This is a genomic window from Sphingobium sp. JAI105 (assembly GCF_015752145.1).
Lineage (GTDB): Bacteria > Pseudomonadota > Alphaproteobacteria > Sphingomonadales > Sphingomonadaceae > Sphingobium > Sphingobium xenophagum.
Map to the genome: position 1 here is coordinate 2,166,574 of NZ_JADOUC010000001.1, position 22,611 is coordinate 2,189,184.

General features: G+C 65.1%; 22 protein-coding genes. 18 read left to right on the forward strand and 4 right to left on the reverse strand.

Going from position 1 to position 22,611, the window contains the following annotated elements; genetic code table 11:
* Positions 1-15: 15 nt before the first annotated feature.
* The 4 genes from IWY39_RS10365 to IWY39_RS10380 are packed head-to-tail and all read left to right on the forward strand — an operon-like array spanning position 16 to position 2,099.
* Positions 16-669: an SCO family protein gene (locus IWY39_RS10365; RefSeq protein ID WP_019054486.1), complete on the forward strand. Its 654-nt coding sequence runs from the start codon at positions 16-18 to the stop codon at positions 667-669.
* 3 nt (positions 670-672) lie between these two features.
* Positions 673-1,098, forward strand: coding sequence for a YcgN family cysteine cluster protein (locus IWY39_RS10370; RefSeq protein ID WP_017183176.1), 426 nt, complete (start codon positions 673-675; stop codon positions 1,096-1,098).
* A complete protein-coding gene (locus IWY39_RS10375) occupies positions 1,079-1,795 on the forward strand; it encodes a M48 family metallopeptidase (RefSeq protein WP_107124943.1) in 717 nt (238 codons plus the stop codon). Before IWY39_RS10370 ends, IWY39_RS10375 begins: the two co-directional genes overlap by 20 nt.
* A 4-nt stretch (positions 1,796-1,799) precedes the next feature.
* Positions 1,800-2,099 (forward strand): hypothetical protein, encoded by a 300-nt coding sequence (locus IWY39_RS10380; RefSeq protein WP_107124944.1) that lies wholly within the window; start codon positions 1,800-1,802, stop codon positions 2,097-2,099.
* Positions 2,100-2,146: 47 nt separating this feature from the next.
* On the opposite strand, the gene trhO is transcribed toward IWY39_RS10380, so the two are convergent.
* The gene (trhO, locus tag IWY39_RS10385; protein WP_107124945.1) at positions 2,147-3,004 is read right to left on the reverse strand and encodes an oxygen-dependent tRNA uridine(34) hydroxylase TrhO; all 858 of its coding nucleotides are present in this window, start codon (positions 3,002-3,004) and stop codon (positions 2,147-2,149) included.
* Between the two features lie 43 nt (positions 3,005-3,047).
* Here trhO and pdeM point away from each other — a divergent pair, with 43 nt between their 5' ends.
* Together pdeM and IWY39_RS10395 are read left to right on the forward strand one after the other, a co-directional pair.
* Positions 3,048-3,707 carry a ligase-associated DNA damage response endonuclease PdeM gene (gene pdeM, locus IWY39_RS10390; RefSeq protein WP_107124946.1) on the forward strand — a complete coding sequence of 220 codons (660 nt, stop codon included), beginning with the start codon at positions 3,048-3,050 and terminating at the stop codon, positions 3,705-3,707.
* A gap of 188 nt (positions 3,708-3,895) precedes the next feature.
* Positions 3,896-6,691 carry a TonB-dependent receptor gene (locus IWY39_RS10395; protein WP_107125027.1) on the forward strand — a complete coding sequence of 932 codons (2,796 nt, stop codon included), beginning with the start codon at positions 3,896-3,898 and terminating at the stop codon, positions 6,689-6,691.
* Here IWY39_RS10395 and IWY39_RS10400 read toward each other — a convergent pair.
* The gene (locus IWY39_RS10400) at positions 6,669-7,415 is read right to left on the reverse strand and encodes a YggS family pyridoxal phosphate-dependent enzyme (RefSeq protein ID WP_107124947.1); all 747 of its coding nucleotides are present in this window, start codon (positions 7,413-7,415) and stop codon (positions 6,669-6,671) included. The genes IWY39_RS10395 and IWY39_RS10400 overlap by 23 nt on opposite strands.
* Before the next feature lie 23 nt (positions 7,416-7,438).
* Between IWY39_RS10400 and IWY39_RS10405 the strand changes: the two genes are divergently transcribed.
* Both IWY39_RS10405 and IWY39_RS10410 read left to right on the forward strand, forming a co-directional pair.
* Positions 7,439-7,996: a thiamine phosphate synthase gene (locus IWY39_RS10405; RefSeq protein WP_107124948.1), complete on the forward strand. Its 558-nt coding sequence runs from the start codon at positions 7,439-7,441 to the stop codon at positions 7,994-7,996.
* Positions 7,997-8,148: 152 nt separating this feature from the next.
* A complete protein-coding gene (locus tag IWY39_RS10410; RefSeq protein WP_145169749.1) occupies positions 8,149-8,385 on the forward strand; it encodes a hypothetical protein in 237 nt (78 codons plus the stop codon).
* 347 nt (positions 8,386-8,732) lie between these two features.
* Here the strand turns inward: IWY39_RS10410 and IWY39_RS10415 are convergent, their stop codons facing one another.
* The gene (locus IWY39_RS10415) at positions 8,733-9,455 is read right to left on the reverse strand and encodes a hypothetical protein (RefSeq protein ID WP_026002396.1); all 723 of its coding nucleotides are present in this window, start codon (positions 9,453-9,455) and stop codon (positions 8,733-8,735) included.
* Positions 9,456-9,695: 240 nt separating this feature from the next.
* On the opposite strand from IWY39_RS10415, the gene IWY39_RS10420 reads away from it, so the two are divergent.
* The 9 genes from IWY39_RS10420 (at position 9,696) to IWY39_RS10460 (ending at position 20,000) form a co-directional block, all read left to right on the forward strand.
* Positions 9,696-10,145, forward strand: a complete 450-nt coding sequence (locus tag IWY39_RS10420) for a DUF3576 domain-containing protein (protein ID WP_107124950.1) — start codon at positions 9,696-9,698, stop codon at positions 10,143-10,145.
* 135 nt (positions 10,146-10,280) lie between these two features.
* On the forward strand, positions 10,281-12,809 hold the full coding sequence (gene leuS / locus IWY39_RS10425) for a leucine--tRNA ligase (RefSeq protein ID WP_107124951.1): 2,529 nt from the start codon (positions 10,281-10,283) through the stop codon (positions 12,807-12,809).
* Between the two features lie 122 nt (positions 12,810-12,931).
* On the forward strand, positions 12,932-13,435 hold the full coding sequence (gene lptE, locus IWY39_RS10430; protein ID WP_107124952.1) for an LPS assembly lipoprotein LptE: 504 nt from the start codon (positions 12,932-12,934) through the stop codon (positions 13,433-13,435).
* Positions 13,432-14,457 carry a DNA polymerase III subunit delta gene (holA, locus tag IWY39_RS10435; RefSeq protein ID WP_019053133.1) on the forward strand — a complete coding sequence of 342 codons (1,026 nt, stop codon included), beginning with the start codon at positions 13,432-13,434 and terminating at the stop codon, positions 14,455-14,457. Before lptE ends, holA begins: the two co-directional genes overlap by 4 nt.
* Positions 14,458-14,530: 73 nt before the next feature.
* On the forward strand, positions 14,531-15,586 hold the full coding sequence (locus IWY39_RS10440) for a type III polyketide synthase (protein WP_107124953.1): 1,056 nt from the start codon (positions 14,531-14,533) through the stop codon (positions 15,584-15,586).
* Positions 15,583-16,257 carry a methyltransferase domain-containing protein gene (locus IWY39_RS10445; protein WP_107124954.1) on the forward strand — a complete coding sequence of 225 codons (675 nt, stop codon included), beginning with the start codon at positions 15,583-15,585 and terminating at the stop codon, positions 16,255-16,257. The genes IWY39_RS10440 and IWY39_RS10445 overlap by 4 nt, the downstream gene beginning before the upstream one ends.
* The gene (locus tag IWY39_RS10450) at positions 16,236-17,318 is read left to right on the forward strand and encodes an NAD(P)/FAD-dependent oxidoreductase (protein WP_107124955.1); all 1,083 of its coding nucleotides are present in this window, start codon (positions 16,236-16,238) and stop codon (positions 17,316-17,318) included. The genes IWY39_RS10445 and IWY39_RS10450 overlap by 22 nt, the downstream gene beginning before the upstream one ends.
* A gap of 31 nt (positions 17,319-17,349) precedes the next feature.
* Positions 17,350-17,754, forward strand: a complete 405-nt coding sequence (gene msrB, locus IWY39_RS10455; RefSeq protein WP_026002397.1) for a peptide-methionine (R)-S-oxide reductase MsrB — start codon at positions 17,350-17,352, stop codon at positions 17,752-17,754.
* Between the two features lie 161 nt (positions 17,755-17,915).
* On the forward strand, positions 17,916-20,000 hold the full coding sequence (locus IWY39_RS10460; RefSeq protein WP_107124956.1) for a transglycosylase domain-containing protein: 2,085 nt from the start codon (positions 17,916-17,918) through the stop codon (positions 19,998-20,000).
* 62 nt (positions 20,001-20,062) lie between these two features.
* Here IWY39_RS10460 and IWY39_RS10465 read toward each other — a convergent pair whose 3' ends face one another.
* Positions 20,063-21,052: a retroviral-like aspartic protease family protein gene (locus tag IWY39_RS10465; protein ID WP_107124957.1), complete on the reverse strand. Its 990-nt coding sequence runs from the start codon at positions 21,050-21,052 to the stop codon at positions 20,063-20,065.
* Positions 21,053-21,351: 299 nt separating this feature from the next.
* Between IWY39_RS10465 and rho the strand changes: the two genes are divergently transcribed.
* Positions 21,352-22,608 carry a transcription termination factor Rho gene (rho, locus tag IWY39_RS10470; protein WP_017183196.1) on the forward strand — a complete coding sequence of 419 codons (1,257 nt, stop codon included), beginning with the start codon at positions 21,352-21,354 and terminating at the stop codon, positions 22,606-22,608.
* The last annotated feature ends 3 nt before the right edge of the window (positions 22,609-22,611 follow it).

Here is a 22,611-nt window from a genome sequence, read left to right on the forward strand (position 1 = left end):
GGCCCATAGCAAGGCATGGCTGGCGGCACCATGAACAAAGCAAAGATTGCGATCGCCCTGCCGCTGCTGGCCCTGCTGGCTGCGTGCAATATGGGGACGGACGGGAACGCATCAAGCGGCGATAGCGCGCAGGGCGAACTGGCGGGCGCGCGGATCGGCGCGCCATTCACCCTGACCGATCAGGATGGCAAGCCCAGAAGCTGGGATGATTTCAAGGGCCAGTATCGCCTGGTCTATTTCGGTTACACCTATTGCCCGGATGTCTGCCCGGTCGACCTGCAACGCATCATGCAGGCGTTCAGCCAGTTCGAAAAGGCGCAGCCCGCGCTGGCGGCGAAGGTCCAGCCGATCTTCATCAGCGTCGATCCGGCGCGCGATACCCCCGCGGTCCTCAAACCCTATGTCGCGGCTTTCCACCCGCGCCTCATCGGCCTGACCGGCACGCCGGAGCAGATCGCCAAGGTCGCCAAGGATTTCGTCGTCCTCTACAATGTGGAGGGTAAGCCGGGGGACAAGGATTATCTGGTCAGCCACAGCCGCACGCCATATCTGTTCGATCCCGACGGCAAGCCGGTTGCGCTGGTCCCGGTCGATGATCCGGGCACGCCGGACGTGGACGAAGGCGCGCCGGACAAGGTGCTGGCTGCCCTCAGGAAATGGGTGAAATAGGGCTTGGACTTCTGGGAAAAGCCTCTCCACACGCTGGATGCCGCCCAGTGGGAGGCGTTGTGCGACGGGTGCGGAAAATGCTGCCTGCACAAGGCGGAGGATGAGGATACGGGGCATATCTACCCCACCAATGTCGCCTGCCGCCTGCTCGACCGCCATAGCGGCCAGTGCACCAGCTACAGGAATCGCCGCAAATTCGTGCCCGATTGCGTGCGGCTGACCCCGGCCAAGGTGAAGCAGATCAGCTGGCTGCCGCGCACCTGCGCCTATCGCCTGCGTGAGGCGGGTGAGCCGTTGCCCGACTGGCATTATCTGGTCTGCGGCGACCGGGAAGCGGTGCATCGCGCGCAGGAATCGGTGCGCGGCTGGACCGTGGCGGAGGCGGAAGCGGGCGACCTGGAGAATCATCTTGTCGACCGGGACATCTGATCCCGACGTCGCGATCCTGATCGACGGCGTGGCGATGCCGGTGCGGGTGCGCCGGTCCGCACGGGCGCGCGCCTACCGATTGACGATCGACGGCGCGCGCGGCGAATTGCGCCTGTCGATGCCGGTGCGGGCGAACCTGAAGCGCGCACTGGGCTGGGCGCAGCAGCATGAAGGCTGGGTCCGTACCCAGATGGCGGCGCAACCGGCGATGACCCTGCTGGACGATGGCGCGACATTTCCGCTGGAGGGACGGGACGTCCGCATCTGCTGGGTCGAGGGCGCGTCGCGTACGATCCGGCTGGCGGACGACCGGCTGATGCTGGGCGGGGCGGCGGAGTCGGTCAGCGCGCGCGTGCAGCGCTGGCTGGTGGCGCGGGCGCGGGCGGTGCTGGAGACCGAAACGACGGAACTGGCGCGCGAACATGGCCTGATCGTCGCGTCGGTGGGCGTGGGCGATCCGCGCAGCCGCTGGGGCAGTTGCAGTTCGTCCGGTGCGATCCGCTATAGCTGGCGGCTGATCCTCTGCCCGCCCGATGTACGCCGGTCGACCGTGGCGCATGAACTGGCGCATCTGCTGCATATGGATCATAGCGCGGCCTTTCACGCGGCACATGCGCGAATCCTTGGGGCGGACCCCCGGCCTGCACGGGCGTGGCTGCGCGCCAACGGGGCGGGGCTGCACCGCTATCGGGCCTGAGCCGATGGCGCGCCGGAAACGCTATCTGACCGCCACCATGGCGGACGGCTATGTCAAGACGATCGGGCCGACGGCGGATCCCTTCACCCATTATTGGCGGATCGTCGCGGTGCTGGACAATGGCAAGACGGAAGTGTTCTGGGGCCATGTGCGCTCGCTCGCCGAAGCGAAGAAGAAGCGTGGGGCAGCCGAAGACGGCGCGCGGATGCGGGGCTGGAAAAGCTATGCGTTCGAGATTGCGGAACTGGTGGAGACGGAGACAGCGCCTAAACCCGTTCGTTTCGAGGGAAGTCGAGAAACGTAGCGCACAGGTTTCTCGACTTCGCTCGAAACGAACGGAGTTGGGTGTTTCTATCCCCGATGCGGCCACACGCCTGATCCGTCGGCGGCGCATATATGGGCCGCATCGCGGGGATAGGGCAGGCCGCAGGCACGGCAGGTCACATAGTCGCCAACCTTGAGGCCATGGCCCACCGCCACCCGTTCATCGAACACGTAGCAATCCCCCTGCCAGCGGCTATCGCCTTCGGGCATTTCCTCCAGATAGCGCAGGATTCCGCCCTTCAGGTGGAAGACATCGTCGAAACCGCGCGACTTGACCAGGGCGGTGGATTTTTCGCAGCGTATGCCGCCGGTGCAGAACATCGCGATCTTCGGGCTGCGCCCCTGCGCCTTCAGGTCGGCGGCGAAGGCGTCGAACCAGCCGGGAAAGTCGCGAAAGGCGCGGGTGCCGGGGTCGATAGCGCGATCGAAGGTGCCGACAGCGACTTCATAGGCGTTGCGTGTGTCGATGACGATCGTGTCGGGATCAGCGATCAGCGCGTTCCAGTCGACCGGGTCGAGATGGGTGCCGGCCTGATTTGCCGGATCAAGATCGCCCACGCCCAGCGTCACGATCTCCCGCTTTACCTTCACCTTCATCCGGGCGAAGGGCGCGGCCTGCGCGGTTGCATATTTGACGTCCAGATCGGCGCAACCGGGCAACTGGCGCAGATGATCGATCAAGGACGTAATCGCGTCCGCACGGCCAGCGACCGTGCCGTTAATCCCTTCGCCCGCGACGATCAGCGTGCCGCGCATGTCTAGCGCCCCACAGAGGGTGCGCAGATCCGCCGCGATGCCCTGGGGATCATCGAAGGTGGCGAAGCGATAGAGGGCGGCGACGGTGAAAGGCGCGGTATCGGACATGGCGGCGCTATAGGCGTTCATCGGCCCTCTTGAAAGCGGGACCGCATCGGCGCATAGCCGGGCCATGGTTCCCCTTTCGTTCGCTGGTGAGGCGTTTCTGGCGCTGCCGCAGGCTGCGCTCTTCTGGCCCGCGCGCGGGGCCTTGCTGGTCGCCGACCTGCATTTCGAGAAAGCGAGCTGGTATGCGCGCTTTGGCCAGTTCCTGCCGCCCCATGACAGCGAGGCGACGCTGGACCTGATCGAGGGGCTGGTGGCGCAGACGGGCGCGCGTTCGGTCTGGTCGCTGGGCGACAGTTTTCACGATGCCGATGGCGCCGCGCGGCTGGACCCGCGCGCGCGCGAACGGCTGGTTTCCCTTACGGAAAGGCTGGACTGGACCTGGATTACGGGTAATCATGACGTCGGCGTGGCGGACATGCCGGGAGGACGCAGGCTGGTCGAGGCGGAACTGGGCGGGATCATCCTGCGCCATGAAGCGCAACCGGACGATCCACGGCCTGAAATCTCCGGCCATTTTCACCCCAAATTCCGCCTGTCGGTGCGTGGACGCCATGTCGCGCGCCGCTGCTTCGTGGAGTCGTCCACAAAGCTGATTCTACCCGCGCTGGGGGCGCTGACGGGAGGGCTGGATGCGGGCCATGGAGAGATTCGGCGGGTGGTGGGACCGGGTGCGAGCGCGTTGGTCCCTGTTTCCGACCGATTGTTACGCTTTCCGTTATCGTAAAGAAACGCTACGGAAACCGGATTTTAAGCTGTTGCTGATAAGCAACAAGGTGTGAATATCACGCCACCAGACATCGCAAAAGGCGCAGAAAAGCTAGGCTCTCTTGCCTTCGCCCTGCTGTGGCATCATAAACTAGGGCAGCACCCGATACGTCGAAAAGGCGTGCGGGCAGGAGAGGAACGACCATGATGACAGACAAGAGCCTTTGGCTGACGACCGCCGGCATGATCGCATTGACGATGGCGATGCCCGCCGCCGCACAGGACACGACCGCGCCACAAGCCGCAGTCGATCAGGACAGTGCGGAAATCATCGTGACCGCCACCCGGCGCGCGAGTCCCCTGTCCGACGTGCCGATCGCGGTGTCCGCCGTCAGCGCGCAGGCGATGCAGAATAGCGGCGCCAGCGACATCCGCACATTGAACCAGCTGGCCCCGTCGCTGCTGGTGTCATCGACCGGATCGGAAGCCAATGCGTCGGCGCGTATTCGCGGCATCGGCACGGTCGGCGACAATCCCGGCCTGGAAAGCTCGGTCGCGGTGTTCATCGATGGCGTGTATCGCTCGCGCACCGGCGCGGGCCTCAACGAACTGGGCGAGATCGAGCGGGTCGAAGTGCTGCGCGGGCCGCAGGGGACGCTGTTTGGCCGCAATGCGTCGGCGGGCCTGATCAACATCATCAGCAAGGCGCCGGAAAACACGTTCAGCGCCAAGGGTGAGATCACCTACGGCAATTATGACTATTGGCGGCTGTCGGGCCGTGTCACGGGGCCGGTGGCCGATGGCATCGCGCTCAGCCTGGACGGGGTATGGTCCAAGCGTGACGGTTTCTACAAGCTGGTCGATACGGCCGGGAACAAGGTGGGCGACACCAATGACCGCGACCGTTATTTCCTGCGCGGACAGGCGCTGATCGAGCCGAACGACAATCTGTCGATCCGTCTGATCGGCGATTATACCAATCGCGACGAAAGCTGTTGCGGCGCCGCCTATACCGAGGCGCGCGAACGGACCCCGGCGGCGGGTGGCGGATATAACACCGCGCCGTTCAACCGCATCGCCGCGATTCTGGCAGGGCAGGGCAGCGTGATTGCGGCCGACCCTTATGATCGCGAACTGACGATCACGCCGGGTCGCGACTATGTGAGCAAATTGAAGGACTGGGGCGTGTCGGGCGAGGTCAATTATGACCTGGGCGACGTGAAGCTGACCAGCATCACCGCCTATCGCGATTACAAGTCGAGCGACTATGGCGATTATGACTATAATCGCGCCGACCTGCTCTATCGCGATCCCAACACCTATCGCCAGTTCAAGACCTTCACCCAGGAATTGCGGGCGCAGGGTTCGGCCTTTGGCGACATGCTCGACTGGCTGGTCGGTGGCTATTATGCCAATGAACGGCTGACCTTGCAGGATAATATCCGCTTTGGCGCGGATTATGGCCGCTTTGCCGCCTGCCGCCTGATGGCAGGGGCTGGCGCGACGAGCAATTTCCCGGCGTCGACGCTGGCTGCCTGTGGCAGCGGGCTGGCGACCGGCGCGCTGATCACGGGCACGCAGGCGAACCTGAACGCCGGGCTGAACGCCGCTTTCCTCAACGCCGGCCTGCCAGCGCCAGTCGCTGCGGGGCAGGCGGCCGCGATCTCGACGGGTCTGGGCAACGGTCTGCGCGCGCTGGCGGCGATCCCGTCGGGCACGGGCGACATCGCGTCCATCTATCGCCAGAAGAGCGAGAATTGGGCGCTGTTCACCCACAACATCGTCCACATCACCAATCGGCTCGATCTGACGCTGGGCCTGCGCTACACGCATGAGAGCAAGACATTCTCCGCCGATTTCAACAATAATAATGCGACCTGCGCCGCATTGCAGCCCGGACTGGCGCCGATCGCGACCAACCCGGCGCTGGGCAGCGCGGCGGCGCTGGCGGGCGGCATATTGACGCTGGGATGCCTGGGCAACGGATCGACCAGCCTCAATGCGCTCGACCTGAACGACAAGATCAGCGACGGCGAATTTTCCGGCACGGCGGTCCTGTCCTGGAAGGCGACCGACGACCTGATGGTCTATGGCAGCTATTCCAAGGGCTATAAGGCGGGCGGCTTCAACCTCGATCGCTTCCAGCTGGGATCGACCGGGCTGAACGTCATCCCCGCCGTGTTCGCGCCGCGCACCAACGCCGACGTGACCAGCCTGCGCTTTGCCGCGGAAAAGGTGGATTCGTTCGAGGTGGGCCTGAAATATAGCGCGCCCAAATGGAGCGTGAACCTGGCCGGCTTCCGGCAGGAGTTCAAGAATTTCCAGCTCAACACCTTCAACGGCACCAGCTTCGTCGTCCAGAATATCAATGGCTGCGACAGTGCGCTGAGCGCGGCGCGGACCTGCGCGGCGGGGGATGTCGGGCCGGGCCTGATCAGCCAGGGTGTCGAACTGGAATGGTCGGTGACCCCGGCGCGCAATTTCCGCGTGGCGGGCGGCGCAACCTATGCCGAAGCGAAGTTTGCCAACCGGCTGGTGGGCAGCGGCAATGGCGCGGTCCCGCTGGACCCCGCCCTGTTCCTGCTGCCCGGCTCCATCAACAGCAACGCGCCCAAGATGGTGACGACCGCCAGCATGGCATGGACGCCCGACATCGGGACGAGCGGCCTGTCAGCGCTCTTCTATGTCGATGGCCGCTTGACCAGCGACTATAATACCGGGTCGGACCTGTTCCCCGAAAAGCGGCAGGATGGCTTTGCCATCGTCAACGCGCGCGTCGGCATTCGCGGTCCCAACCAGCGCTGGGCGGTGGAGTTCTGGGGTCAGAATATCTTCAACCAGGACTATACCCAGGTATCGTTCAGCAGCCCGCTCCAGTCGAGCAGCCCGGCGACCTCCACCACTGGCCAGTTCGCAGCGGGCGCGCCGATGGCGAACCAGCTTATTTCTTCCTACCTGGCCGAGCCGCGCACCTACGGCATCACGCTCCGGGGGAGTTTTTAAGCATCCCCAGCCCGCTCCGGGGAACGGGGCGGGCTGGCGGGGGACGATCCCCGAACAGGGCGGTGCCGACGCGAATATCGGTCGCCCCCAGCATGATCGCGGTTTCATAATCGCTCGACATGCCCATCGAAAGGCGCGGGAGACCTTCTTCCCGCGCCATTTTTGCAAGCAGCGCGAAATAGGGGGCTGGCTCCACATCGGCGGGCGGGACGGCCATCAGGCCGAGCAGGGGAATGTCGGCGGCGCGGGCGGCGGCGATCAGCGCGGGCGTGTCCGCGATCGCGCAGCCCCCCTTTTGCGGCTCCGCACCGATATTGACCTGAACATAGCAGGGGACACGCTTGCCCTGCGCGTCCATCGCCTTGGCCAGCGCGCTCAGCAGCGAAGGGCGATCAAGGCTGTGGATGACATCGAACAGGGCGACGGCATCGGCGGCCTTGTTGGATTGCAGCTGGCCGACCAGATGCAGGCGGATGTCGGGATGCGCCTGTCGCAGCGCGGGCCATTTCTCCTGCGCTTCCTGCACTCGGTTTTCGCCGAACACGCGCTGCCCCGCATCGATCAGCGGCTGGATGGCGGCGGCATCCTTGGTCTTGGATATGGCGATCAGGGTGATGGCGTCCGCGGTCCGGCCAGTCAGGCGGGCGGCCTTGGCGATCTCATCCTGAATGGTAGCCAGGCGGGTGGCGGCGTCCTGGGTGGCAATGCTGCTGTCTGTCGTCATGCGCGCTGCTATAGGGCAGGGTCATGACCTGTCGCCACCGCAAAAATATGCCGATGATCTGGCTGATGACCGACGAGCGGATCGGCGAGGCGGCCTTGCTGGCGGCCGTGGCGCGATTGCCCAGGGGGCGGGCGGGAATCATCTTTCGCCATTACAGGACGGAACCGGGCGCGCGGCGGGCGCTGTTCGATGCGGTACGGGCGATCGCGCGGCGACGGCGGCTGACATTGCTGCTGGCGGGGACGGCGCGGCAGGCCGCGGCCTGGGCAGCGGATGGCTGGCACGGGCGCGACGTACGCCGGGCAGGCCGACCGATGCGGCACAGCGCGCCGGTGCATGACGCGCGGGAGATGGCGGCGGCGCGGCGGGGCAGGGCGGACATGGTGCTGGTGTCGCCCTTATTTCCGACACGCTCGCATCCGGGAGGGGCGAGTCTGGGGCGGGTAAGGTTTGCGAAGCTGGCGAGGGGGGCAGACATGCCCGTCATCGCGCTGGGCGGCGTGATGCGAAAGCATGGCCGGATGTTGCGCGGCGTCGGGGCTGCGGGATGGGCGGCGATTGATGGGCTGGCGGGCGAGTAGGGGGGCAATTTGTTGGTCTTGGATGGATTGCGGAATGTCAACATTTGGGGAAATGACCCGCGACAGCAGACGCAGCATGGTACAAAATCATTCGATAGCAATCGTCCCAGTTGCTGTTGTTCTGCCGATGTGTTTTAGTTTTGAGAATGAGATTGAAGACCGACCTTGAAAGTTTTCGGCAGACGGTCGCTTGGCGTCGCTGCGACGGCTGGGAGGCACTGGAAAGATTCTTTCGGATATTCTCAATTTTCAGCTTTCTCCATGTATCTTGGGACGCGCTCTCAAAGGACACGATCGATTTCGAGAATGCCTTCATTCTCTCTCTAAGCTACGCGTTCGGATTTGCGGTCGCCTCGCTCATCATAAAGACGAAACCCGTTTATATTTGATAGCGGGATTGAACTCTTTAGAACTTGTCGAATGCACGCTACCCACCAGTTTTGGTAATCCCGCCTCCGCTTTAGCGACTGTATAAGGCGAGCGCCTAGGCACCGACGACGGTGGTCGAACAGCCAGAAATCGTCGCCACCTATCGACAACAACCCCTCGCCATCCTGACGACCCGAACGGCAGCGTAGCTAACGTCAGGATCCACTGGCGCGATCTTCACGCATAATCGCAACGCTTGCGTGAATGGATCCCGGATCAAGCCTGTCCTGAGCTTGTCGAAGGGGCCGGGATGACGGAGGGAGAAGGCGACACGCCCGTCCCTCTCTCCACCCAGCCTTTCAGCCGATCAGAATTTGAAGACGGTGCCCAGATAGACGGCCTGGCTGTCCTGGCGGTCGTCGGTCATCGGGGTCAGGCGGCCTGCGACGCTGTTGTTGTAGCGCACGCCTGCGGTGACGTTCAGGTTGCGCGTCAGCGAATAGGAGCTGGCGAGATCCAGCGAATAATCCTTGTCGGCCGCCGGATTGCGTGTCGCGGCAACCGCGTCGCGGCGGGTTTCGATCAGCATCTTGGTGCTGAACCGATCCTTCTTGCCGCTATCCAGCGAGAAATTCTTGGCATCGACCATGGTTTCGACCGGCACCGGATCGAGCGCCTTGCGGCCGATCGCTTCGGGCAGGGCGAACTTGCGCCAGCCATGCGCGCCGTTCAGGCTGAAGGCGACGGGCGCGATATTGACCGGGGTGAGGGTGGTGTTGACCGCAACGCGATCATTGTCGCCCGCACGGACCATCACGGTGATCGCCCGCTGGCCGCTGAGCGAGCCGCTGGTCGGCGTGAAGCGGAAGCCCTGACGGCTGGCCGACGCTGCGATCTTCGCATAGGCGGCGGCAAGGCGCGGGTCTTTGGTCGTGGGCGTGAAGGAAGAGATGCTGCCCAGCGCGCCGAGCGAAACCGGCGATTGCGTGCGCACCAGATCGGTCGCTGCGCCGATGGCAGGAGACAGCATGAAGCCAGCCACGGCAACCGCCGCGCCCGCCAATGCCAAATGTCCCCTATTCACGCGCATGATTCGATTCTTTCCCCGCCACTTATATTGCACAACGCTCTACACGTACAAAGCCGCTACTGGCTAGTGCCGCCCCCTTCTTGCACCCCTTTTTGTCAAAGATGTTGCACGGAACACACAGGCGCGCAGAATGATCCGTGCCGGATCGCATGCGCCGTCGCCCGCCGCCCCTTGCTCCTTGGCGCGGGACCACTATAGAAGGCGCGAGCATTTTTCGTCTTTTCAGCTAGGACATGCCTGATGGCCAGCCGCCTTTTTCGTTCCGTTTCCGCAGGTCTGCTGCTGACCGCCCTGTTGCCGCTGGCCGCCTGCGGTGGCGGGGCCAAGGACCGGCCCAAGGCGGATCTGGCCGCGTCCAGGGTCACCACGATCGGCGTCAACGCCTATCTGTGGCGCGCCAGCCTGGACACGCTGTCCTTCATGCCGATGGTGCAGACCGATTCCAACGGCGGCGTCATCGTCACGGACTGGTATGCCAATCCCAACAGCCCCAATGAGCGGATGAAGCTGACCGTGTCGATCCTGGATCAGGATCTGCGCGCCGACGCGCTGCGTGTCGCGGCCAGCCGCCAGGTGAACCAGAATGGCCAGTGGATCGACGCCCCGGTGAAGGCGGCGACGGTGCAGAAGCTGGAAGAGGTCATCCTGACCAAGGCCCGCGACCTGCGCCGCACGGCGATTGCGGGCTAAACATCGGACTATTTTTTCCGTTCGGGCTGAGCGAAGTCGAAGCCTTCCGCTGAGCGAAGCGAAGTGCCTTCACTTCGTTCTGGCGTGCCCTTCGACTTCGCTCAGGGCGAACGGATGTGAGGGAACAGGATAATCATGCAAAGGCGCTTCAATCCGCTGGAGGCCGACGCCCGCTGGCAGGCGATCTGGGACGAGAGGCAGAGTTTTCGGGCGGACGATGCTTCGCCCAAGCCACGATCCTATGTGCTGGAGATGTTCCCCTATCCGTCCGGGCGCATCCATATCGGCCATGTCCGCAACTATTCGATGGGCGACGTGCTGGCCCGGTTCCGCCGGATGACGGGGCATGAAGTGCTGCACCCGATGGGCTGGGACGCCTTCGGCATGCCGGCCGAAAATGCCGCGATGGAGAAAAAGGTTCATCCGGGCAAATGGACCTATGAAAATATCGCCAACATGAAGGCGCAGCTCAAGAAACTGGGCTTTGCGCTGGACTGGAGCCGGGAACTGGCCACCTGCCACCCCGATTATTATGGCCATGAACAGGCGCTGTTCCTGGACATGCTGGACGCAGGGCTGGTCTATCGCAAGGAATCGGCGGTCAACTGGGATCCGGTCGACATGACCGTGCTGGCCAATGAGCAGGTGATCGACGGCAAGGGCTGGCGATCGGGCGCGACGGTCGAGAAGCGCAAGCTCAATCAATGGTTCCTGAAAATCACGCAATTTGCCGATGATCTGCTGGAGGGCCTTAAAGGTCTGGACCAGTGGCCCGACAAGGTCCGCACGATGCAGGAAAACTGGATCGGCAAGTCGGTCGGGCTGCAATTCCGCTTTCAGCCGGTCGCGCCGTTCGAGAGCGAAATAGAGGTGTATTCGACCCGGCCGGACACGATTTTCGGGGCGAGCTTCGTTGCGATCGCGGCGGACCATCCGGTCGCGCAGCAGCTGGCGGCGGACAATGCGCAGGCGCAGGCCTTTATCGATCTGTGCAAGGCAGGCGGCACCACGGCGGCGGAGCTGGAAACAGCGGAAAAGCTGGGTTTCGACACCGGCCTGACCGTCACCCATCCGTTTGATCCCGACTGGCAGTTGCCGGTGTTCATCGCCAATTTCGTGCTGATGGACTATGGCACCGGCGCGGTGATGGGCGTTCCCGCGCATGACCAGCGCGACCTCGACTTCGCGCGCAAATATATGCTGCCGGTCGAGCGCGTGGTCGCGGCCGAGGGGGACGAAGCAGCGCCGATCCACGACGAAGCCTATGTCGGGCCGGGCAGGCTGGTGAACAGCCGCTTCCTCGACGGCATGGCGGTCGAGGAAGCCAAGGCCGCGGTCATCGCGCGGGCCGAATCCGAAGGATGGGGCACGGGCAAGACGGTGTTCCGCCTGCGCGACTGGGGCGTGTCGCGCCAGCGTTATTGGGGGACACCGATCCCCGTGATCCATTGTGCCGATTGCGGCGTGGTGCCGGTGCCCAAGGCGCAATTGCCGGTGGTGCTGCCCGACGATGTGACGTTCGACATCCCCGGCAATCCGCTCGATCGCCACCCGACCTGGAAGCATGTGGCATGCCCATCGTGCGGCAAGCCGGCGGTGCGCGAAACCGACACGCTGGATACGTTCGCCGATTCAAGCTGGTACTTCATCCGCTTCGCCAGCCAGCCCAAGGACAAGCCGTTCGACCGTGCGACGGTGGAGCAATGGTTGCCGGTCGGCCAATATATTGGCGGGGTCGAACATGCGATCCTGCATTTGCTCTACGCCCGTTTCTGGACGCGCGCGCTCCAGCATATGGGGCAATTGGGCTTTGCCGAACCGTTCACCGGCCTGTTCACGCAGGGGATGGTGACGCATGAGACCTATAGCCGCGAACAGGGCGACGGCCTGCCGCCGGTCTATTTCGCGCCGGGCGAGATCGAACGCACCGCCGACGGCGCGACCCTGATCGCCGACAAGGCGCCGGTCGAGATTGGCCGGGTCGTCAAAATGTCCAAGTCCAAGAAGAATGTCGTCGATCCCGATGACATCATCGCCCAATATGGCGCGGACGCGGTGCGATGGTTCATGCTGTCGGACAGCCCGCCAGAGCGCGACCTGCCCTGGACCGAAAGCGGGATCGAGGGATCGTGGCGCTTTATCAACCGGCTGTGGCGGCTGTTCGGTCAGGTCGAGGCCGGGGCCGCAGGGCAGGACAAGGCGCTCGACCGCAAGCTGCACCAGACGATCGACGGGATCGCGAAGGACATAGAGGCGCTGTCCTTCAACAAGGCAGTCGCCAAGATTTACGAACTGGCCAATGCGGTTGAAAAGGCGGCGCCGTCCGCGTCGCGCAACGCCGCCATTCGTGCGCTGGCGCTGCTGGTCGCGCCGATGACCCCGCATCTGGCGGAGGAAGCCTGGGCCGATATGGGCGAAACTGGCCTGATCGCGGACGCTGCCTGGCCCGAAGTCGATCCGGCTTTGCTGGTGGATGACGAAGTGACCATCGCCTGCCAGGTGATGGGCAAGTTGCGCGACACCATCACCGTGCCCAAGGGGACGGCGAAAGACGAGTTGGAGCGTCTGGCGCTGGCCGCGCCCAATGTCATGCGCATCCTGGACGGGGCGACGCCCAAGAAGGTCATCGTCGTGCCGGATCGTCTGGTGAATCTGGTTGTCTAGATGCAAATATCCGTTCGCCCTGAGCGAAGTCGAAGGGCTTTGCTGAGCGCAAGCGAAGCAGCTTCGCTCCGCTCAGCAAAGGGCTTCGACAAGCTCAGCCCGAACGGATAAGAGTTCAGGTCATGAAGCGCATATTCCCCCTCCTTGCCGTTCCGCTCCTCCTCACCGCCTGCGGCCTGCGGCCGGTCTATGGCGGGGGCGCGAACGGGGCGGTGGCGCGGACGCTGGGCCATGTCGATGTTCAGCCGATCGCGGGCAAGAATGGCTGGCTGATGCGCAATGCGCTCAATGACCGGCTGGCCGCGATGCAGCAGGGCGGGTCCGGCCCGCGCTACAAGCTGGTGGTCAAGCTGGACGACCAGATCAGCGGTTTCGGTCTGCGGTCCGACGCCGCCGTCACCCGCGAACGCCGCACCTTGCGCGCGCGCTATCAACTGCTGGACGAAGCGACCGGCGCGCAATTGCTGGACGACAGCGCCGGATCGGACGCGGGCATCGACGTCACGTCCAGCGAATATGCGACGATCGCGGCGGAGGATACCGCGCTGGAACGCCTGTCGCAGACCGTGGCGGACCAGATCATCGCGCGGCTGGCGCTCTATGCCAGCCGGGACGCTGCCCCTTGAAGGCCAATCGCGGCCAGATTGAAAAGGCGCTCGACGCGCCATCGGCGGCGCTGCGCTTCATCCTGCTCTACGGCCCGGACGAAGCCGCCAGCCAGGCGCTGGTCCGGCGGCTGGAACGGGCGATGGGGCCGGGGGCGGAGCGGGTGGACCTGGACGGGTCGACGCTGCGCGACGATCCGGCCCGGTTGGCGGACGAAGCCGCATCCTTTTCCATGTTTGGCGACAAGCGCTGGATTCGCGTCCATGGCATGGGCGAGGAATCGCTGCCTGCGCTGACCGCGCTGCTGGAGGCGGAGGCGGCGGGCAATCCGGTCATCGCGGTGGCGGGCGCGCTGAAAGCCACGTCGAAACTGCTCAAGCTGGCGCTCGATCACAAGGGGGCGCTGGCCTTCGTTTCCTACCAGCCCGATGCGCGCGAATCGGAGCAGATCGCGATCGGCATCGCGCGCGAAGGCGGGCTGCGGCTTTCGACCGAACTGGCGCGGCGGATCGTCGACCTGGCCAATGGCGACCGGGCGCTGATGAGCGGCGAGGTGGAGAAGCTGATCCTCTATCTGGATGCCGCGCCCGACCGCCCGCGCGAGGCGACGGCGGAAGCGCTGGACGCATTGTCGGCCGACAATCCCGATACGGAGGTCGCGCCGCTGGTCAATGCCGTGCTGGGCGGTGACCTGAAAGCCATGCACCGCGAACTGACCAGCCTGTCGGAGGTCGGCGCAAGCATGGCGTCGGTCATTCGCCCGCTGCTGACCCGCGCCATGCTGCTGGCCAATATCCGCGCCGATTTCGACAGTAGCGGACGGCTGGAAGGCGCGGTCGAGGCGGCGGGCAAAGCGGTATTCTGGAAGGAAAAGGGTGTGGTCACGCGGCAGGTACGGCTGTGGGACGCAACCGGCATCGCCCGTGTCATCCAGAGGCTGGCGCAGGCCGAGCGCGCGACCCGGTCCGGCCGGGGCACGGGCGACCTGCTGGTAAGGCACGAATTGTTGACGATCGCGCGGCAGGCGGCACGGGAACGATAGACGCCGACGTGCGCTTTGACGAATAAGACAGGGTAGAGCGTGGCCATGTGCCAGCGCGCAACAAAGGCAGCGCATCATTTCGTCCACCGCCACCATCCAAGCCATCGGCACAGCCGTCCCCGCCACTGACGTCCACCCGGCCTTTATCGATTGGGCAGGCGCGCGCATAACCGACCCGCGGGAGCGGGCGCTGTTCATGCGGATGGCGCAGCGCAGCGGCATCCATCATCGCTGGTCGGTGCTGGACGGCGGCGGAGGATCGCCGACCGCGCAGGGCGGCTTTTACGGTGACGCCTGGCCGACGACGGCGCAGCGCATGGCCATCTATGCCGATGAAGCGCCGGCCTTGGCCGCGCGGGCTGTGGCGGCGCTGGGGGATCAGGTCGCGATCGACGGCATCACCCATCTGGTGGTCGCCAGCTGCACTGGCTTTACCGCGCCGGGCATCGACCAGCAGTTGATCAGGCTGTTGGGGCTCAATCCTTCGGTCGAGCGGCTGATGGTCGGCTATATGGGTTGCTATGCCGCGATCGTCGCATTGCGATCCGCGCGGCATATCGTCCGGTCCGAACCGGGCGCGCGGGTGCTGGTGGTGTGCGTGGAACTGAGCAGCCTGCATTTGCAGGCGAATGCGGAGGTCGAGCCGTTGCTGGCGATGCTGCAATTTGGCGATGGCGCGGCGGCGGCCTTGGTGAGCGCCGCGCCGGGCGGCATCGCGCTGGGCCAGCCCTTTGCCATGACCGTGCCGGATACGGCGGGCCTTATTCGCTGGGATCTGGGCGACCATGGCTTTGCGATGCATCTGTCGGGCGAAGTGCCGGGCGCGATCGCGCAGGCGCTGGCAGGAACGGTGACGCTGCCGGTTCCGGCCGACAGCGTCGACATGTGGGCCGTCCATGCCGGGGGACGATCCATTCTGGACGCGGTGGCGCGCGCGCTGGACCTTGCCCCGGACGCGCTGGACCATAGCCGTGCGGTGCTGCGCGCGTACGGCAACATGTCGTCGGCGACGCTGATGTTCGTGCTGGCGCGGATATTGGCCGGGCAGGCGACGGGGCAGGGCGTTGCGCTTGCCTTCGGGCCGGGCCTGGCGGCGGAGGGGCTGACCTTTAGACGTGAAGCGACATGAAACGGTCGCTTGCCGACGAGCAGATGGACGCAGCCGACCTGCCTGCCAATGTCTATGCGCAGGTGCTGGCCGATCTCGACCGGGTGAACCGGGTGACGATGGCGGCGCGGCCGACGCTGGCCTTTCTGGATCGCGCTGTGACCGGGCCGTTCCGCCTGCTGGACGTCGGCTATGGCGATGGCGGTATGCTGCGGCAGGTCGCGCATTGGGCAAAGCGGCGCGGCATGGTCTGCGAACTGGTGGGCATAGACCTTAATCCGCGCAGTCAGGCCGTGGCGCAGGCGCGGACCGATCCGGCCATGGCGATCGACTATCGCACCGGCGACTATGCCGCGCTGGCGCATGAACCATGGGACATACTGATTTCCAGCCTGGTCACGCACCATATGGACGATGCGGAGCGGCTGGCGTTCCTGCGCTTCATGGAGGATCAGGCGCGCATGGGCTGGTTCGTCAACGACCTGCACCGCCATGGCTTTGCCTATCATGGCTATCCCTGGCTGGCCCGGCTGCTGCGGGTGCATCCGATCGTGCGGGCGGACGGCCAACTTTCCATTGCGCGGAGCTTCGTCGCCGCCGAATGGCGGGCGATGCTGGACGCGGCACATATCAGCGACGCGCGGATCGCGCGCGTTTTTCCGTTCCGGCTGTGCGTATCCCGGCGCCGATAATCGTCGGCGCGGGGCCGGCAGGCGCGGCGGCGGCCATGCGGCTGGCGCGGGCAGGGGCGGCACCGTTGCTGATCGACCGGCAGACTGTGCCGGGCGATGCGCTGTGCGGCGGGTTCCTGAGTTGGGCGACAATCGCGCAGATCGAGGCGCTGGGGATAGATGCGGCGGCGCTGGGCGGCCACAGGGTCGATAGGCTGGCGCTGTTCGCGGGCGGGCAGGAAATCGTCCTGCCGCTCCCTGCGGCGGGCATGGGCCTGTCGCGCCATCGGCTCGACACGATGTTGCGGGCTGCGGCGCAGGAAGCGGGCGTCACGTTCCGCCTGGGTCGCGCGGTGCGGACGCTGACGCCCAGCACGATCACGCTGGACGATGGCGACGCGATCGACTGGGACAGCCTCTTTCTGGCGACGGGCAAGCATGACCTGCGCGGTGCGGCGCGGCCCCATGGCGGCGTAGACCCGGAACTCGGCCTGCGCCTGCGCCTGCCGTCCAGTCCTGCGCGGCACCGACTGATCGGCAGCCGGATCGAACTTCATTGGATCGATGGCGGCTATGTCGGGCTGTTGTTGCAGGAGGATGGCAGCGCCAATCTGTGCATGGCGGTACGCAAGAGCGCGCTGGCAGCGGCGGGCGGGCGTCCGATCGCCCTGATTGCGCGGCTGGCCGACCTCTCGCCCGCATTGGCCGACCGGCTGGGCGCAGTGCCGGACGATGCGCAGGTCGATGCGATTGGCGATGTGCCCTATGGCTGGCGCGCGACGACAAGCTGGCCGGGGCTTTACCGGCTGGGCGATCAGGCAGCGGTGATCCCGTCGCTGGCGGGGGAGGGGATCGGCATCGCGCTGGCCAGCGCGGCGGCGGCGGTGGCGCGCTGGCAGGGGGAGGGGCGCGATGGCGCGGTCCGCTATCAGAGGGATTTTTCCCGTCGCGCGATGCTGCCGCTGCGCGCGGCGGCCGGGTTTCGCGCGCTGGGACGCTCGCCGGGGCTGCTGCGGCTGCTGACGGCGACACCGGGCGCGGCACGCCTGGCGATGCGGCTCACCCGGATCGCGGATGCTTGATCGGCGCGCTGCCAGCGCCCATATTGCGGCCATGGACAAGATCAATCTGACCGATGCCGAATGGCGCGAGCGCCTTTCTCCCGACCGTTATCATGTGTTGCGCGAAGGCGGGACGGAGCGGGCCTTTACCGGCAAGCTCAACAGCAACAAGGCCGACGGCGTCTATTATTGCGCCGGCTGCGGCGCGGAACTGTTCGACGCGGAAGAAAAATATGACAGCGGGTCGGGCTGGCCCAGCTTTACCGCGCCCGTGGATATCGACGCGGTCGAGGAAATTCGCGACACCAGCCATGGCATGATCCGTACCGAGGTGCGCTGCGCGAAGTGCGAGGGGCATCTGGGCCATGTGTTTCCCGATGGTCCGGGCGTCAACGGTCTGCGCTACTGCATGAACAGCGCTTCGCTGGACTTCAAGCCGCGCGACGGCGACGCGTAGCCGTTCGGCACGAAATGCGCTTTGGCGCGCAATTTCATGGATGGATCGTTCATCGCCCGTAAAGCGGCCATCGCCATGGAGACGATCTTGGCAATTTTCCGGGCGGGACGCATGAAACATGCTGGCCGGGGCCGGGATTAGCGGGTATCCGGGGCGCACAGATGGCAGGATCAGGCAAGAGCAAGGGCACGCCGGGCAAGGCGAAGCGATGGCTGGTTCGCGGCCTGAAGATCAGCGTCGCGGCGGGTGTAGCCGGGCTGCTGGCGGTGGTGATCGCCGTCGTCATCGCGATGCAGTCGCTGCCCGACTATAATAGTCTGAAATCCTCCCCCAATGGCCAGATGATCCGCGTACATGCCGCCGACGGCAGCGTCATCGTATCGCTGGGGCCAAGTTTCGGGCGCTGGATGGATTATGACCAAATCCCCAAGGTCATGGTCGACGCGATGATCTCTACCGAAGACAGGCGTTTCTACCTTCATCCCGGCGTCGACCCGATCGGCATGGCGCGCGCGGCCTGGGTTGCGGTGGAAAATCGCGGCAAGGGCCGCCGCTGGCAGGGCGCATCGACCATCACCCAGCAGGTGACGCGCAACATCTTCCTGAACAACAGCTATAGCTGGGGCCGCAAGGTGCGGGAAATGGTGCTGGCGATGGCGCTGGAGCGCAAATTTTCCAAGCGCCAGATTTTGGAACTCTATCTGAACAAGGTCTATTTCGGCGGCGGCGCCTATGGCATCGACGCGGCCAGCCGCAAATTTTTCGGTCACTCCGCCACGACGCTCGACCTGCCCGAAGCCGCGATCATCGCGGGGCTGGTCAAGGCACCGTCCAGCTATTCGCCCACCGCCGACGCCGAAGCCGCGATCGGCCGTGCGGGCGTGGTGCTGGACCTGATGCGCGACAATGGCGTGATCAGCGCATCGGAACGGGCGGCGGTCGACATGCAGGGGGTGAAGCTGGCCCCCGAACCGCCGCAGAACAGCGTGCGCTACTTTACCGACTGGGCGCTGCCCCAGCTCGACGTGCTGATCGACGAGCCGAACGAGCCGCTGGAAGTCTATACCACCATCGACCTTAACATGCAGAAGGCGGCGACCGCCGCGATCCAGGCCAATGTGCCCGCGGGCACGCAGGGTGCGCTCGTGTCGCTCGACCGTGACGGGGCGGTGCGGGCGATGGTCGGCGGCCTCGATTATGTGACGTCCAATTACAACCGCGCGACCACCGCGACGCGCCAGCCCGGATCGGCGTGGAAAATCTTTGTCTACATGGCCGCGCTGGAGGCGGGCTATACCCCCGACACCGGGATCACGGACGAACCTGTCGACATTAACGGCTGGAAGCCGCGCAACAGTTCCGGGCGTTTTTCCGGCGATATCGATATCCGCACCGCCTTTGCCTATTCGATCAACACGGTCGCGGCGAAGCTGGGCGTTGAAGTCGGCTTTCCGACCGTCGCCGACATGGCGCGCCGGTTTGGCATCACCACGCCGATCAACACCCATCCGTCCATGGTGCTGGGCACGTCGGACGTGCGCCTGATCGACATGACCCGCGCCTTCGCCTCGATCGCGCGCAAGGGGATTGCGGTGACGCCCTATGGCATCACCAAGGTGACGACCGCCGACGGGCGGCTGTTGTACGAGCATCAGGACGATACCAGCCGCGTGCTGGTCGCGCCCTGGGTCGCGGCGGGGATGACGGACCTGATGCAGACCGCGGTCAGCACCGGCACCGGCAAGGCGGCGCAGATCGGACGGCCCGTGGCGGGCAAGACCGGCACGACCACCAGCAACAAGGATGGCTGGTTCCTGGGCTTTTCCAGCGGCGTCACCACCGGCGTATGGATGGGCCGCGACGATGCCCGCGCGGTCGGCGGCTTGCAGGGGGGGCGCGCCCCGGCCCGCGCCTTTGCCGACTATATGAAGGTCGCGGTTGCCAAACGCCCGGTCGAACCGTTCGAAACCGAAGTGACCTTGCCCGAATGGCAATTGGAGCCGGACGCCGAAGCCTATTATGGCAGCCCCGACAATGGCGTCGATGACGGCATGATGGTGGACGAGAATGGCTTGCCGATCGAGCGCGCCCGTCCCGTGCAGCCTGATCCGCGCGACGATCAGGATATGGAGGTCGATCCGCAGGACCGGCTGTCGTCGCAGCGGATCGACCAGCAATGGATCGACAATGTGCTGGGCCGCGACCGTCAGCGCCAGCCGCCTCCCCGGCCAGCGCCTAGTCCGTAGGGTTTGATCACGTCACCTTGGTCCGCTCGAAACGAACGGAGGTTTTTGCTCCGCTCGCTCGATTACTGACCGGGCAGTTTATCCGGCGGGACTGCCGCCGCCAGCTGCGTCTGGCTGATCGCGCTGGCGTCGGGCAGCAGGAAATCCACCTTGCCCCGGCCAAAGTCGATCGCCACCCGGTCGAATATCCGCAGCGCGCTGATCCCCAGCAGCAAGGCGGGCTTGTCCTTCATGCCCAGTTCGGCAAAGGGGCTGGCGTCGGCGAACAGCACGGGCACCTGGATCAGGTTGACGCGGCCCATCCGCACCGATTTGATCCGCCCGACCTGGCCCGTCAATTGCCCGCCGGTAACGCTGGTCAGCACGGCCTCCACCATGTCCGGCGCGCGCTTCTTGGCGATCAGCCGGTCGCGCAGCGCCAGATTGCCGATGCTGAAATGACTGCCTGTGTCCAGCATGACGGCGACCGTCATGCCGTTGACTTCGGAATCGAGCAGGATCAGCTGGCCGCGCCGCCGCCGCGCTTCCACGACGATGGCGTCGGGGTCTATCGCGATGCGGCGGCGTGATCCGCCGCTGGCGCTGATTTCCATCCGCCCGGTGCGGAAATTGAGCAGCAGCCGCTTGGCGTGCAGGCTGTCCAGCCCCAGCAGGCCGGGCGCGCCGAGATTCTCACCCTCCAGCACCGGCGCCTCGATATCGTCGATCGTCCCGCCGCCAAAACCCAGCTTGGGCACCGCGACCGTCTCGGCCTCCGTCCGGCCGGTCATGCTCAGGATCGTCACATTGGCGCGGGGCGGCAGCGCCAGCTGCTCGGCCAGATCGCGGGCAATGACGGTGCGCTGCGATCCGGTGTCGATGATGAAGTTCCACGGCCCCTTGCCGTCGATATGAATGGGGATGGTCACCCGTTCGTCAGGCGACGGGCCGGTACGGACGATGGCTGGCGGCACGGCGGGATCGAGCGCCGGCGCGTCCTGCGCGGCCAGCGGCGCTCCGGCGGTCATCAGGCCGACCATCGCCAGACCGATGGCCAGCGCCCCCAGCCCCATGGCCCCTGACCCTGTGAGCCGGTGCCGTCCCATTGCCGCATCCTTTCCCGATTTTATCGGCCCGCTATAGCATGAAGCCGCGTGGTCGCACCAGCGACACTCTTTGACCCGAAACCGCGCTGAAAAGCCATTTTCTCTGGTCCCTGCCCATAGTCCCGCCTTGACTTGGGCCGGCCCGCTTCGCTAAATGCGCGCATTATCGACCCTGTCCGTCCTGGGCAGGCGTCTGGCGGCGTCCTGCTTGCCTGTATCTCGCCGTTTCCGGCACAATTCTCCTCTCGTCATCGGACCGACTCGCAATGCATCTCAAGGACCTCAAGAAAACCGCGCCAGCCGACCTCGTGCAACTTGCAGAGGAACTGGGCGTCGAGGGCGCGTCGACCCTGCGCAAGCAGGATCTGATGTTCGCGATCCTGAAGGCCGAGGCCGAAAATGGCGAGCAGATCATGGGCGAGGGCACGATCGAGGTGCTGCCCGATGGCTTTGGCTTCCTGCGCAGCCCGGAAGCCAATTTCCTGGCCGGTCCCGACGACATCTATGTCTCGCCCAATCAGGTGCGCCGCTTTGGCCTGCGCACCGGCGACACGGTGGACGGCGAAATCCGCGCACCTAAGGACGGCGAACGCTATTTCGCGCTGGTGAAGCTCAACACCGTCAATTTCGACGATCCCGATGTGGTCCGCCACCGCGTCAATTTCGACAATCTGACGCCGCTCTATCCCGAACAGAAGCTGACGCTCGATCCGGGCGACCCGACCCAGAAGGACAAGTCGGCGCGCGTCATCGACATCGTGTCGCCGCAGGGCAAGGGCCAGCGGACGCTGATCGTCGCGCCGCCGCGCGTCGGCAAGACGGTGATGCTCCAGAACATCGCCAAGGCCATTACCGACAATCACCCCGAAGTGTTCCTGATCGTCCTGCTGATCGACGAGCGCCCGGAAGAAGTGACCGACATGCAGCGCAGCGTGAAGGGCGAGGTCGTGTCCTCCACCTTCGACGAGCCGGCCACCCGCCACGTCCAGGTCGCCGAAATGGTGATCGAGAAGGCCAAGCGCCTCGTGGAGCACAAGAAGGATGTGGTGATCCTGCTCGATTCGATCACCCGCCTGGGCCGCGCCTACAACACGGTCGTTCCTTCGTCGGGCAAGGTGCTGACCGGCGGTGTGGACGCCAACGCGCTCCAGCGGCCCAAGCGCTTCTTCGGCGCGGCCCGCAATATCGAGGAGGGCGGTTCGCTCTCGATCATCGCCACCGCCCTGATCGATACGGGCAGCCGGATGGACGAAGTCATCTTTGAAGAATTCAAGGGCACCGGCAATTCCGAAATCGTGCTGGACCGCAAGGTCGCCGACAAGCGCATCTTCCCGGCGCTGGACGTCGGCAAGTCGGGCACCCGCAAGGAAGAATTGCTGGTCGACAAGGCCAAGCTTTCCAAGATGTGGGTGCTGCGCCGCATCCTGATGCAGATGGGCACGATCGACGCGATGGAGTTCCTGCTGGACAAGATGAAGGACAGCAAGACCAACGAAGATTTCTTCGATTCGATGAACCAGTAAGCG